Annotated in this window: 12 protein-coding genes; 4 read left to right on the forward strand and 8 right to left on the reverse strand. The window is 68.2% G+C overall.

The window, feature by feature from the left end; translation table 11 throughout:
* Positions 1-93: 93 nt before the first annotated feature.
* From WT60_RS34655 to WT60_RS35575, 4 genes are all read right to left on the reverse strand, one after another.
* Complete coding sequence (locus WT60_RS34655; RefSeq protein ID WP_100185375.1) at positions 94-399, reverse strand: hypothetical protein; 306 nt, start codon at positions 397-399, stop codon at positions 94-96.
* 93 nt (positions 400-492) lie between these two features.
* Entirely contained in the window at positions 493-747 is a 255-nt protein-coding gene (locus tag WT60_RS34660; RefSeq protein ID WP_186448649.1) for a hypothetical protein, read from the reverse strand.
* 7 nt (positions 748-754) lie between these two features.
* Positions 755-1,960, reverse strand: coding sequence for an MFS transporter (locus WT60_RS22650; protein ID WP_060355634.1), 1,206 nt, complete (start codon positions 1,958-1,960; stop codon positions 755-757).
* A 174-nt stretch (positions 1,961-2,134) separates the two neighbouring features.
* Entirely contained in the window at positions 2,135-2,659 is a 525-nt protein-coding gene (locus WT60_RS35575; protein WP_186448650.1) for a hypothetical protein, read from the reverse strand.
* 229 nt (positions 2,660-2,888) lie between these two features.
* On the opposite strand from WT60_RS35575, the gene WT60_RS22660 reads away from it, so the two are divergent.
* Positions 2,889-4,934, forward strand: a complete 2,046-nt coding sequence (locus WT60_RS22660; protein ID WP_060355635.1) for a TonB-dependent receptor — start codon at positions 2,889-2,891, stop codon at positions 4,932-4,934.
* 491 nt (positions 4,935-5,425) lie between these two features.
* A complete protein-coding gene (locus tag WT60_RS22665) occupies positions 5,426-5,854 on the forward strand; it encodes a hypothetical protein (protein ID WP_059581162.1) in 429 nt (142 codons plus the stop codon).
* Positions 5,855-6,098: 244 nt separating this feature from the next.
* On the opposite strand, the gene WT60_RS22670 is transcribed toward WT60_RS22665, so the two are convergent.
* The 4 genes from WT60_RS22670 to WT60_RS22700 form a co-directional block, all read right to left on the reverse strand.
* On the reverse strand, positions 6,099-7,157 hold the full coding sequence (locus WT60_RS22670; RefSeq protein WP_038747983.1) for an AI-2E family transporter: 1,059 nt from the start codon (positions 7,155-7,157) through the stop codon (positions 6,099-6,101).
* 215 nt (positions 7,158-7,372) lie between these two features.
* A complete protein-coding gene (locus tag WT60_RS22680; protein ID WP_038747986.1) occupies positions 7,373-7,957 on the reverse strand; it encodes a YSC84-related protein in 585 nt (194 codons plus the stop codon).
* A 48-nt stretch (positions 7,958-8,005) separates the two neighbouring features.
* On the reverse strand, positions 8,006-8,386 hold the full coding sequence (locus WT60_RS22685; RefSeq protein WP_038747989.1) for a DUF883 family protein: 381 nt from the start codon (positions 8,384-8,386) through the stop codon (positions 8,006-8,008).
* A gap of 784 nt (positions 8,387-9,170) precedes the next feature.
* Positions 9,171-11,045 carry an ExeM/NucH family extracellular endonuclease gene (locus tag WT60_RS22700; protein WP_060355637.1) on the reverse strand — a complete coding sequence of 625 codons (1,875 nt, stop codon included), beginning with the start codon at positions 11,043-11,045 and terminating at the stop codon, positions 9,171-9,173.
* A gap of 364 nt (positions 11,046-11,409) precedes the next feature.
* On the opposite strand from WT60_RS22700, the gene WT60_RS22710 reads away from it, so the two are divergent.
* Together WT60_RS22710 and WT60_RS22715 are read left to right on the forward strand one after the other, a co-directional pair.
* The gene (locus tag WT60_RS22710; protein ID WP_038748132.1) at positions 11,410-11,763 is read left to right on the forward strand and encodes a YciI family protein; all 354 of its coding nucleotides are present in this window, start codon (positions 11,410-11,412) and stop codon (positions 11,761-11,763) included.
* Positions 11,764-11,925: 162 nt separating this feature from the next.
* Complete coding sequence (locus WT60_RS22715) at positions 11,926-12,339, forward strand: YciI family protein (protein ID WP_038747998.1); 414 nt, start codon at positions 11,926-11,928, stop codon at positions 12,337-12,339.
* Positions 12,340-12,347: the final 8 nt, after the last annotated feature.

Below are 12,347 nucleotides of genomic sequence, written 5' to 3' on the forward strand. Positions count from 1 at the left end.
CATCCTAAGCAGTTCCCATTGTTGGGAATCGGGCGAACCAAGTCAATTTCGGCAAATTAACGCAATTTACCGTGCGTTACCGGCGGGCGATCGTTATGCTGCCGACAGAGTCGAAGGCGTCGAAGGCGTCGAAGGCGTCGAAGGCGTCGAAGGCGTCGAAGGCGTCGACCGCGTCGACCGCGTCGACCGCGTCGACCGCGTCGACCGCGTCGACCGCGTCGACCGCGTCGACCGCATCGACCGCATCGACCGCATCGACCGCATCGACCGCATCGACCGCATCGACCGCATCGACCGCATCGACCGCATCGACCGCATCGACCGCATCGACCGCATCGACCGCATCGACCGCATCGACCGCATCGACCGCATCGACCGCATCGACAACTTCAACCGCATGCCGTTCGCAGTCGCCTCGAAGTTTTCGGATGCTTCGCCAGCCTTTGCGGTTTCAATGCGTCGACTTCGAGCCTCGCGAATGCATCGATTACTTCAATCGATGCGCGCGCCGCGAATGTCGACACACCGAAACACCGAAACACCGAAACACCGAAACACCGAAACACCGAAACACCGAAACACCGAAACACCGAAACGCCGACACACCGAAAGAAGCCGCGCGGCCGCACGCGCGGCCACGGCGCCGGCAGTCGAGCCGCGGCCGGCCGCGGCGCGCGCGACGGTTTCGCCGCCGCTCGAATTCACCGCATCCTCCGATTCAAGAAAATGCCGCAGCGCGCCGCTCATGCGGCGCTCAGGACGCCGCCGGCCCCGCCGCAACGTCTTCGTGCTTGCCGCGCATCGCGATTCCCCACAGGATCACCACGCCGCTCGCGAGCGTGAAGCCCGTGCACATCCACGCGACGGGCGCGAGCCCGAGATGCAGGAACGGCGCGACGGCCTGCGTCGCGAGCGCCGCGCCGCCGAGGCCGAAGAACATCAGCAATCCGGCCGCGCGTCCGGCGATCGACGGCTCGGCCGCGAGCGCGCGCGCCATCGACGCCGGTCCGCGCAAGCCGAGTGAGCCGCAGAACAGCATCCACGACGCGACGACGAGCGCGGTCGAGCGCAGCTCGAGATGCGCGAGCAGCAGGAACGCGGCGGCGGCCGCGAACTGCAGCAGCGCGCCGAGCGAGATGATCCGGTCGAGGCCGAGCGCGTCGGTCCATTTGCCGCTGCGCGCCGCGGTCAGCATGAACGCCGCGACGCCGCATGCCTGCAACAGGCTGAACGTCGATGGCCCCGCGCCGAGCCAGATCTCGACGACCTGCGGCGCGCTCGCGACGAACGTGAGCAGCGCGGCGAAGCACAGCGCGTGGCCGAGCGCATAGCCGAGATAGACGGGCGAGCGCAGCAGCCGTCGATAGCCGCCCGCGCGTCCGTTCGCGTTCGCGGGAGCGGGCGCCGGCGAAGCGGCGGGCACCACGCGGAACACGAGCGGCGCCACGACGACGGACAGCGCGACGATGATCCAGAAGCTCATTCGCCAGTCCGCGACGACGAGCAGCGCCGCGCCGACGACCGGCGCGAGCCCCGGCACCGCGCTTTCGATGATGCCGAGCCACGCGAGCGCGCGGACCGCGCCGCCGTCGCCGAACGATTGCCTGACGAGCGCGGGGACGATGACCGTCGCCGCGCCGACGCCGAAGCCTTGCACGGCCCGCGCGCCGATCAGCACGCCCATCGACGGCGCAAGCGCGCACGCGGCGCCCGCGGCGAGTTGCAGCAGCACCGCGAATGCGAGCGTGCGGCGGTGGCCGAGGCGGTCGGCGGCGGCGCCCCAGACGAGCTGCGAGACGGCGAGCGCGGCCGAGAACACGGCGAGCGTCGCCTGCGCGCTTTCGATCGAGCCGCCGAGCTGCTGCGGCAGGGACGGCACGGCGGGGAGATACAGGTCGGTTGCAAGGAGCCCGACGGCCGTCAACAGGGCCAGCGGGAAAATCGATCGAAGAGGATGCATGCGTGAAACTGAAAGGACTTTGTCGGTTTGCGAGCGCCCGACGATACCACGTCGACGCGCGCGGCCCGCGCGGCGCACGTTCGCGACGACGAGGGCGCAAGCGCTTGGCGGTCGACGTTCCGAGTTCGACTCCGCGAGTCTACGGCGCGGGGCGGCGCGCGATCCACGCATCAACTATGCGCACAGCAATGCAGCGGCGCTTGTGTATGTATGTGCGGCAAGAGGAAAGCCGGCCGAGACCTGGAGCGCGGGGTGCGGAGCGCGCTCGCGCGCGCCATGCGTCGTGACGATGTCGAGGGCGCTTGAACGGCATGGCGAGGCGCGCGGCGAGCGGCCCGGCATGAACGGCGTGTCAATCGCGCAATGACGGCCCGGCGCAGCGCATGCTCGGTGGATGAATGCGGCAATCACGCTGGACTGATTCCGCGCATCGTCGGTTTTGCGTGCCGGCGCGACTTGCGGCGGCGGCTGTCGTCGCCGAGGATGCAGGCACGGCCTTGCCGATGCCACCATCACCGATGCCGCCACCGCCACCGCCACCGATGCCGAGCCGATGCCGAGCCAATGCCGAGCCAATGCCGCCGCTACCGATGTCGCCACTACCGATGTCGCCACTATCGATGTCACCACCGCCCTGACCGCGCCCAAACGCACCGTAAGGCATTTGTTGCTTAAATTGAAATGATATAACATATCCATCCCATCGTAAGCCGCCGCGAGCCGCGACTGCACCGTCGCAGCCAGCCGGATCGGCTGTCGATGTGTTTCGCCACGGCCTACGTGCGCGCAGGATTTGATACGTTATATCGTTTCGATGGCGCTGCGCGATTCGGTCCGTGATCCCGTCCACTCCGACAACACCACACCGATTACCGCAATGGATGACCACCGACGCCCCGCGCCGCCTTTCGTTCGCAGGCTGCATCCCATGTCGCTGCTGCTCGCCGCGAGTCTCGCACACGGCGAGACGCTCGCGCCGCCCGCCGATCGCCCGTCGAACGAGCCGCCGGCGACGACGCTCTCGCCGATCTTCGTGACCGCCAATCCGCTCGGCGCATCGGCGCTCACGTCGCCAACCGCGTCGCTGTCCGGCGATGCGCTGACGCTGCGCCGCGCCGATTCGCTCGGCGATACGCTCAACGGCCTGCCCGGCGTGTCGACGACGACCTACGGCCCGCTCGTCGGCCGCCCGATCATCCGCGGCATGGACGGCGACCGCATCCGGCTGCTGCAGAACGGCGTCGCCGCGTACGACGCATCGTCGCTGTCGTACGACCACGCGGTGCCGCAGGAGCCGCTCACCGTCGAGCGCGTCGAGATCGTGCGCGGGCCGGCCGCGCTGCTGTACGGGGGCAACGCGGTCGGCGGCGTCGTCAACACCATCGACAACCGGATTCCGCGCGAGGCGGTCAACGGCGTTTCGGGCGCGGTCGACGCGAGCTACGGCGGCGCGAACAACGCGCGCGCGGGCGCGGCGCTCGTCGAGGGCGGCAACGGCCGCTTCGCCTTCCATCTCGACGCGTTCGGCCGCGAGACCGACGAGCTGAGAATCCCCGGCTATGCGCACTCGGCGCGCCAGCGCGCGCTCGACGGCGAGGACGCGAGCGAGCCGTACGGCAAGCTGCCGAACAGCGACGGACGCCGCTACGGCGGCGCGGCGGGCGGCTCGTACACGTGGGCCGACGGCTACGTCGGCGCGTCGTACAGCGGCTACGAATCGAATTACGGCTCGGTCGCCGAGACCGACGCGCGGCTGCAGATGCGGCAGGAACGCGCCGCGGTCGCGTCGGAAGTGCGCAATCTGCGCGGGCCGTTCTCGCAACTGAAGTTCGACTTCGGCTACACGAATTATCTGCACAAGGAAATCGAGGACGGCGTGACGGGCACGACGTTCCGCAACCACGGCTACGAGGCGCGCGTCGAGGCGCGTCACCGCAAGCTAGGCCCGTTCGAGGGCGCGCTCGGCGTGCAGGTCGGCCAGAACACGTTCTCCGCGCTCGGCGGCGAGGCGCTCGCGCCGACGACGCGCACGACGAGCGTCGCGCTGTTCGGCCTCGAGGAATGGCAGGCGAGCGACGCGCTGAAGCTGTCCGCCGGCGCGCGCATCGAGCACGTGCGGCTCGACCCGAGCGCGAACGGCGACGACAAGTTCGGCTTCGCGCGCTCGCGCGACTTCAATGCGGGCAGCGTGTCGGCGGGCGCGCTGTACCAGCTCGCGCCTGCGTGGGCGCTCGCGGGCAACGTGTCGTACACGGAGCGCGCGCCGACCTTCTACGAGCTGTATGCGAACGGGCCGCACGGCGCGACGGGGCAATACCTGATCGGCCTGCCGGATGCGCAGAAGGAGAAGGCGGTGTCGACCGATCTCGCGCTGCGCTATGCGAGCGGGCCGAACCGCGGCAGCGTCGGTGTGTTCTACAGCCGCTTTCGGAACTATCTCGCCGAATACGACACCGGGCGGCTCGTCGACGACGAGGGCGCGCTCGTCGCGGCCGGCGCCGCCGACGCGCTGCGCGAGGCCGTTTATCGCGGCGTGCGCGCGGAGTTCTACGGCGTCGAGCTCGAAGGCAAGTGGCGCGCGTTCGAGAAGCGCGGGCATCGCGTGGATCTCGAGCTGACGGCCGACTACACGCACGCGCGCAACGCGGACACGGGCGAGCCGCTGCCGCGGATCGCGCCGCTGCGCGCGACGCTCGCGGCCGATTACGGCTACGGGCCGTTCGGCGCGCGTGCGCAGGTCACGCACGCATGGGCGCAGCACCGCGTGCCCGACAACGATCTCGCGACGGACGGCTACACGTCGCTCGGCGTCGTGCTGACGTACAAGTTCCGCGTGGGCGCGACGAACTGGCTCGCATACCTGCGCGGCGACAACCTGACGAACCAGGATATCCGCTACGCGAGTTCGGTTGTGCGAAACATCGCGCCGCAGGGCGGACGCAGCGTGACGGTCGGGATGCGCACGACGTTTTGAGCGCGCGATGTGCGGGTGGGGAACCGGCGGCAAGGGGCGGCCAGGCTGAGCGCGGGGGCGCACTTGATGATTGACTAGTCTTGCCGCTTGGTGCCTCATGCCGAACGCCGAACGCCGAACGCCGAACGCCGAACGCCGAACGCCGAACGCCGAACGCCGAACGCCGAACGCCGAATGTCGAATGTCGAATGTCGAAGGGCGAACGCCCAACGCCCAACGCCCAACGCCCAACGGCAAACGGCAAACGGCAAACGGCAAACGGCAAACGGCAAACGGCAAACGGCAAACGGCAAACGCCAGACACCAGACGCCCAAGGCTCGGAAAACCCACGGAACCCACAAAACGCACAAAATCCGACGTCCCCGCAACCCCTCTTCTGTTCCCGGCCGTTCGTTTGTAAGATAGCGGTCGCCGCGCGCGGTGCTGAGGGCGCGCGCGGCGTCGTGCGAAACGGCATGACTTTCTTCCGCCATTCCTTTTCGAGTCGAGCATGAAAAGAACAATCCAGAAAAGCTGGGCGGCGCTCGTGCCGCTGCTCGTCGCGGGTTCGGTCTGCGCCGCCGCGCCGCTGTGCCAGACGCAGAAGCTCGGCGCGCACACGTCGAAGATGTGCGTCGAGCAGACGCCGTTCAAGCACGACTACTACACGCTGTGGGTCGACGATTCGCCGATCTTCATGCTGCCCGACGACTACGTCGAGAAGGTCGCGCTGACGCACACGGTGCCGGAGGACGGCGCGATCGAGTTCCCTCTGTCGAAGCAGGGCACGCCGACCGTGACGATTGCGGGCGGCTGCGAGCCGATCAGCGAGACGCAGGGCAAGGGCGCGGACGCGGTGAGCCTCGAGACCGGGCGCGTGTGCTCGTTCAACTGGGGCAAGGAGCCCGTCGTCAAGGATCTGCGCTTCAGCTTCGAGTAACGGGGGCGGTGCGCGGCGGCGCCCGCGGCGATGCGTCGTGCGTCGCACATGCGGATGCCGCTGCCGCTCAGGCTCGATCGGCTCGCCGGCACGCGTTGGGGGGCGACCGCAGCGGGCTTCGGCGTCGCCAAAGAAAAACCCGGCCGAGGCCGGGTTTTTTCGTTTGGAATGCCGACGAGCATCGGGTCGCGCATCGGATTGCCTGTTGGGCGGCGCGCCAAGCTGCCGCTGCCCGCGCCACGCATCATTCCAGGTCTGCCTGCTCCGTGCGCGCGAAGATGTCCCAGCTCGCCATGAACAGCGCGGCGACGAGCGGGCCGATCACGAAGCCGTTGATTCCGAAGAGCGCCATCCCGCCGAGCGTCGAGATCAGCACGACCCAGTCGGGCATCTTGGTGTCCTTGCCGACGAGGATCGGCCGCAGCAGATTGTCAACGAGCCCGATCACGCCGACGCAGAACGCGACGAGGATCACGCATTTCCAGATTTGCCCCGTGATCGCGAAGTAGCCGGCGGCGGGCACCCAGACGAGCCCCGCGCCGATCGCGGGCAACAGCGACAGGAACGCCATCAGCGCGCCCCAGAGGATCACGCCCTCGATGCCGAGAATCCAGAAGATCAGGGCGCCGAGCGCGCCCTGCACGGCCGCGACCGCGATGTTTCCCTTCACGGTCGCGCGCACGACGGTCGTGAACTTCGTGAGCAGATGCTGCTTGTGCTCGTCGTCGAGCGGCAGCGCGCGCCGCACGCGGCGGCCGATTTCGCCGCCGTCGCGCAGCAGGAAGAACACGAGATACAGCATCACGCCGAAGCTCACGACGAACTGGAACGTGTTCTGTCCGATGCTGAGCGCCTGCGCGGCGACGAACTGGCTGATCGCGGCGGCCCCGTCGGTGAGCTTCTTCTGGATGCCGGCGATGTCGGTGAGCCCGTAGTTGCGCAGCACCCGGTGCACGGACGTCGGCAGCGCGTGCATGAACTCCTGGAAGTACTGCGTCATGTTCGGCTGCATCGCCTTGATCTGCTGATATGCGTACGCGATTTCCTGCACGAGCGTTCCGGCGACGAACGCGAGCGGCAGGATCACGATCAGGATGATGAGCGACAGCGTGACGAGCGCGGCGAGATTGCGGCGCTTGCCGAAGCGCGCGGCGAGCCAGCGCTGCACCGGCTGAAACAGGATCGCGAGAATGGTCCCCCAGAAGATTGCGCCGAAGAACGGCGTCAATATCCAGCAAAGGCCGACGGTGACGACTAAAAGCAGCAGGTGGAAGAATTTCTGGTGATCGTGCCCGCTATCCATGGTGTGCTCGGGGAGGATGGTTGATCGGCCGGGCAAGCCGCGTCGCGGCGGCCCGCCTTGATGCGTGGATTATGCCTGACGCGTGCCGCACGGCGAGCGTGCGCTGCCGCGCCCTGAGCGCACATCGTTCGGGCTGCGATCGAAAGCGCCGCGGCGCAACGCCGCGGCGCGGGCGGGGACGCGGCGCGAATGCGCGATGCGCCGCGCCGCTTTCGTCAGAGCTTCAGGCGCGTGACCTTCGTTCCGTTGATCGACAGATCGCCCATCAGGCCGGCGTTGGTCAGCACGATCACGTCGACCGGGCCTGTCGCGGTCGACGTGTCGACCGCGCCGTTCGCGCCCATCTTGACGAGCGCGACCGACGCGTCGGCGCCGGCGGCCCAGCCTTGCGAACCGCGGAATTTGTCGAGCGCGTCCTGCGTCATGAACAGGAAGATGAGCGCCTTCGATTGCGCGCCCGCCTGCAGGCCGACCGACAGCGACGACGTGTTGTAGTAGCCGAGCGTCGCGCCGCCGACGCGCAGCGCGCCGTTGCCGCTCTGGCCGCCGAAGATGAAGCCCGCCTGCAGCACGTTCGGGAACACGAGCACGCCGCGCGATTTCGCGACGAGTTCGTGCGAGCCCGGCACCGTCGAGTAGAGGCGCGACAGCGTCGCGTTCACGCGCGCGTCGATCGCTTCGCGGGTCGACGCATTGGACGCCGCGGTCGACGGCGTGTCGGGCGTGGTGGTGCAGCCCGCGAGCGCCAGGCTGCCGAGCATGGCCGCGATCGCGGCTTTCATAACGAGAGTCTTGCGCATGATGCTTCCTCCATCTTGAAGGTTGAACGTCGGGCGACAGCGCCGCGCTTATCGACGCGCAAGGAGGATGCCTGCCGCGAATGCGAGGCCGGCGACGATGCCGGCCGTCTGCCACGGATTGTCGTGGACAACCCGGGACACGCGTTGCGCGGATTGCCGCAGCCGGCGCGACGCGTGCCACGATGCGTCGTCGAGCGTGTCGCGCGCGGCTTCGAGCCGCCCGTGCAGGCGCTTGCGGAGCGCCTCGATGTCGACGTCTTCCTTGAGCAGCGCGTCGAGCTCGTCGACGAGCGAGCGCATGTTGTCCTTCACGTCGCCGTTCAGGTCGCGCGCCGCGGAACGCGCATCGTGCGCGAACCGGCGGCCGGCGCGTCGTGCTTCGGAGAGGCCGCGGTCGAGCTTGTATTCGACGGAGTCGGAAAGAGCCATGATGATCGTTCTCCTGAGGGTTTGAGGGAAAGGTGCGGACGTTGCCCCTATGTGATCCGCTATCCGGCCCCGAGTTTCGCGCGGCGGCGGCGGCGCGCCGGCGCGGTGGGGCCGAAGCCTTTGCGGGGCGGGGCTCGGCGGAAAATGCAACAGTTTGTGCGGCAATCGGGCGCAGCGCCGCTGCGCGTTCGAATCGATGGTGGAAGTTTTTGCGGATCGGTGTGCCGGATTTCGGTAAATGTGACTGGCGTCGCGTGCGGGAGAAGGGGGGCTTTCTTCTTGTTCGCGCGTTTTGCGCATCGTTGCGATGCGCGTCGCCAGACGGGCACTCGCGCCGAGATCGTGAGGATTCCGTCGTTTTCGGATACGCATGCGCGCATGTGCATCGATGATTCGATGTCGGCAGCATCGGTCGAGTCGTCGATGCGTTGAATCGGTGATTCACCGATTCAACGATTCACCGACGCGCTGATGCGCCTATGCGCCTATGCGCCTATGCGCCGATTCGACGGTGCCCGGAGGCGCCGATGCGGCTGTCGAACGTGTTCGAGATCCGCGTTCGGGCCGCGGCATGACGCGATGAAAAGCGGCATGCGCGCCCGCCACTTCTCGCCATCGAGAACACAACCGCCGACGGCCGGCACGTTGCCAGCCCGGTTTGCGGCGTCGCTCGCGTGAACGCCGATAGCGGCGCGTTGCGCATCGCACGCCGTCCGCCGTCCGCCGTCCGCCGTCCGCCGCGCGCAGCGAACGGCGAGCGGCGAGCGGCGCGACATCGACAGCGTTACCGCGAAGCGCGGCGGCTATGCGCCCCCGCCATTTCCGCGCCCCGGCGCGAGGCCGCCGCCGCGTATTCGTCGGCGAGCGCGACGTCGATCAGCACCGGATCGTGATCGGACGAGCGATACGCGTCGGGAGCGTAGTACGTGCGCTGCTGCTCCGCGCTCTTGTACGCGAGCGTGTATTGCAGTGCGACCGGCTCGTCCGCGTTGATGTGCCAGTCGTGCACGGCCTTCACGCGCGACGCGAGCGCGCCCGTCGCGAGCGCGTGATCGAGATAGCCGGCCTCGCCGTTGTACATATAGCTGTATGCGCCCGAGCCGATCTTGCTCGACACGAGATTCAGGTAGCCGCGCGACTCGAGCGCGCGAACCGGGTCTTCATACGTGTAGCTGTTCAGGTCGCCGATCAGCAGCACGCCTTCGCTGTGCGCGCCGGTCGGATTGCGGGCGAGCCAGTCGGCGACTTTCGCCGCCGCGCGCGTGCGCGTCGCGTTCCAGCAGCCCTGACCGTCGCCCTGGTCGAGGTCGTCGCCCGCCGCGTTCGGGCAGTTCTTCGATTTCAGGTGATTCACGGCGACCGTCACCGCGCGCGAGCCGCGGACCGGGCGGAACGTCTGCGCGAGCGGCTGGCGGTTCTTGTCGTCGATCGCGAGCGTCGCCGGCTCGCCGACCGGCTTGACCTTGCGGCTGTCGTAGATCAGCGCGACCGCGATCGCGTCCCCGCCGAGCCGCGCGACGCCCGGATCGACGACGCGCCAGCCGTCGCCGAGCTTCGCCGCGAGCTGGCGCACGGCGCTCAACTCGCCGTAGCCGTCGTTCTCGATTTCCATCAGGCCGATCACGTCGGCGTCGAGCGCCTTCAGCGCGCTGACGATCTTCGCGTCCTGCCGGACGAATTCTTCATAGCTCTTCGCTCCGCGGTTGTTCGGATCGTCGAAGCCCTTGCCCGTGCCGTCGCCGTTGAAGTAATTCAGTACGTTGAACGAAGCGACCCGCAGGTTCGCGCGCGGATCGCGCGCGGGCGCGGACGTGCGCGGGTTCGCATTCGCGGCGAACGCCGGCGTGCGCGAGCCCGGCACCGGCTGCAGGCGCCACGTGCCGTAGCGCATTTCGAGCACGCCTTCGACGTTCGCCGCCGTGTAGCCCGCGCGCAGCGTGTTCGCGGCGGAGAGCGCCGGCGCCGGGTAGGGAACGGTCGCGGGATTCTGCTTGTTCGAGCCGTCGTCGAGGATCAGCCGGTTGCGTGCGTTCGCGTCGGCCACCGTGTTCGCCTGCGCGGGCGGCACGACGCTCGTCGGCGTGCGCAGACGCCCGTTGCTGAGCAGCACGCTGCCGTAGCGGCCGAGCTCGTAGACCTCGGTGACGGTCAGCGTCTGCGGCAGCCGCACGAGCATGCCCTCATAGGCGGCGAACGTGCCCGGGCTGTCGACGGGCAGCGTGAGCGTAGCGGGCGTGACCGACTGGCCGCCCGCGCAGACCGCGATGCCGCCCGACAGCGTGAGCTGCGTCTGCCCGTATTTCTCTTCGACCTTGCCCGTCAGATGCACGAGGTCTCCCGCCTGCGCGCGCGCTTTCGGCGCGTAGACGAACAGCCCCTCGGAGACGCCGGGCTGATTGCGGCGCTGCGGATCGGCTTGCTGGACGAAGAAGCCGCCGAAGCCGTCGGTGCCGCCGAAGTCGGCCGTGACGACGGCTTCGATTGATACGTTCCGGCCGGCGAGCGGCGACGGCGCGCCGGCGCCTTGAATCTCGGCGATCGGCGTCGTGCTGCCGCCGCAGTTCGTGCTGACGGGCGCGGCCGTGGCCGCGAGGGCGGGCGCGGTCGCGATGGTGGACAGGAGCGACAGGGCGGTGAGCAAGGGCGTCGGAGTGCGCATGGGGACAGTCCGTTGTGTGGGAATCCTGAAAGCTTAATGGTGCATGTTGACAGTTTTGCGTAAAGAATAGATATGGATATGTAATCGGGCCAGGTTTTTTCGAGCAATGGCCCAGCGCATCGACGGCGCGGGCGCGGCGGCGCGCGAGCGAACCGTTTCCATCGTCCGGGCCGCTGGAGCCGGTTGCGCTCATGCGCCGGGCGAGCGAATGGCCACACGGCTTCGCCGCGCGCGGGCAGCCATCGATTCCGATGGACCGCCGCTCGTTGGCCGCTCAAAATAGAAGCGCAGCCGTCCGTGATCGGCGGCGCGATGTGGCCGCATCGCGCGATTCCGGAGGGCCACGTCATAGGAGGTGACGCAAATGAGCTATATGTTGTTGATCGTCGAACCGCGGGGCCAACGCGCGGCACGCGCGCGAGCCGAAGGCGAGATCCTGTACGAGCGGATGCGCCACTACGCCAGCGAGTTGCAGTCGCGCGGCATACTGATCGGCGCCGAATCGCTCGTGTCCGACGACAAATCGACGCGCGTGCAGGTGCGCAACGGCGAAGTGCGGCTCGTGGACGGGCCGTTCGCCGAAGCGAAGGAAATGGTCGGCGGCTTCTTCCTGCTCGACGTCGCGACGGAAGGCGAGGCGCTCGCGATCGCCAAGGATTGCCCCGCAGCCGAGTGGTGCTCGGTCGAAGTGCGCGAGATCGGCCCGTGCTTCTCGTGACCGGATGCGAGCGCGCGCGCAACGCTCGCCGGAAGCCGTGCGCCGCATGAATCTGGGGTTTTCCCTGATTCGATATCCTTGATGTCGAGCGGGGATCGCGTCGTCCGTCGTAGGGGCAGGACGCCAGGTCAGGCGTCCTGTCATCTGCCGAAGGAGAGCGCGATGCGTTTCATGATCATGGTGAAGGCCAACGCAACGAGCGAGTCCGGCGCGATGCCCGACGAGTCGCTGATCGCCGCGATGGCGACGTATCACGAAGAACTGGCGAAGGCGGGCGTACTGCTCGACGCGTCCGGCCTGCAGCCTTCGTCCAAAGGCTGGCGCGTGCGCTATTCGGGCGGCAGGCGCACCGTCGTCGATGGTCCGTTCACCGAAACGAAGGAGCTGATCGCCGGCTACACGCTGATTCAGGTGCGCTCGCGCGACGAGGCGCTCGAATGGGCCCGCCGTTTTCCCGCGCCGTTCGGCGAGCGCGAGGACGGCGAGATCGAAGTGCGGCAACTGTTCGAGCTCGACGATTTCGAGCCGAGCGGCGCGGTCGAGCGATTCCGCGAGCTCGAGAGCAAGCTCGGCTGACGCCGGCG

It is taken from the genome of Burkholderia sp. MSMB617WGS (assembly GCF_001532025.2).
Taxonomy (GTDB): Bacteria; Pseudomonadota; Gammaproteobacteria; order Burkholderiales; family Burkholderiaceae; genus Burkholderia; species Burkholderia savannae.

Excerpts from the sequence above, each read along its gene's own strand:
- WT60_RS34655 (WP_100185375.1), bottom strand. The coding sequence starts at position 399 with ATGCGGTTGAAGTTGTCGATGCGGTCGATGCGGTCGATGCGGTCGATG.
- WT60_RS34660 (WP_186448649.1), bottom strand. The coding sequence starts at position 747 with ATGAGCGGCGCGCTGCGGCATTTTCTTGAATCGGAGGATGCGGTGAAT.
- WT60_RS22650 (WP_060355634.1), bottom strand. The coding sequence starts at position 1,960 with ATGCATCCTCTTCGATCGATTTTCCCGCTGGCCCTGTTGACGGCCGTC.
- WT60_RS35575 (WP_186448650.1), bottom strand. The coding sequence starts at position 2,659 with ATGGATATGTTATATCATTTCAATTTAAGCAACAAATGCCTTACGGTG.
- WT60_RS22660 (WP_060355635.1), top strand. The coding sequence starts at position 2,889 with ATGTCGCTGCTGCTCGCCGCGAGTCTCGCACACGGCGAGACGCTCGCG.
- WT60_RS22665 (WP_059581162.1), top strand. The coding sequence starts at position 5,426 with ATGAAAAGAACAATCCAGAAAAGCTGGGCGGCGCTCGTGCCGCTGCTC.
- WT60_RS22670 (WP_038747983.1), bottom strand. The coding sequence starts at position 7,157 with ATGGATAGCGGGCACGATCACCAGAAATTCTTCCACCTGCTGCTTTTA.
- WT60_RS22680 (WP_038747986.1), bottom strand. The coding sequence starts at position 7,957 with ATGCGCAAGACTCTCGTTATGAAAGCCGCGATCGCGGCCATGCTCGGC.
- WT60_RS22685 (WP_038747989.1), bottom strand. The coding sequence starts at position 8,386 with ATGGCTCTTTCCGACTCCGTCGAATACAAGCTCGACCGCGGCCTCTCC.
- WT60_RS22700 (WP_060355637.1), bottom strand. The coding sequence starts at position 11,045 with ATGCGCACTCCGACGCCCTTGCTCACCGCCCTGTCGCTCCTGTCCACC.
- WT60_RS22710 (WP_038748132.1), top strand. The coding sequence starts at position 11,410 with ATGAGCTATATGTTGTTGATCGTCGAACCGCGGGGCCAACGCGCGGCA.
- WT60_RS22715 (WP_038747998.1), top strand. The coding sequence starts at position 11,926 with ATGCGTTTCATGATCATGGTGAAGGCCAACGCAACGAGCGAGTCCGGC.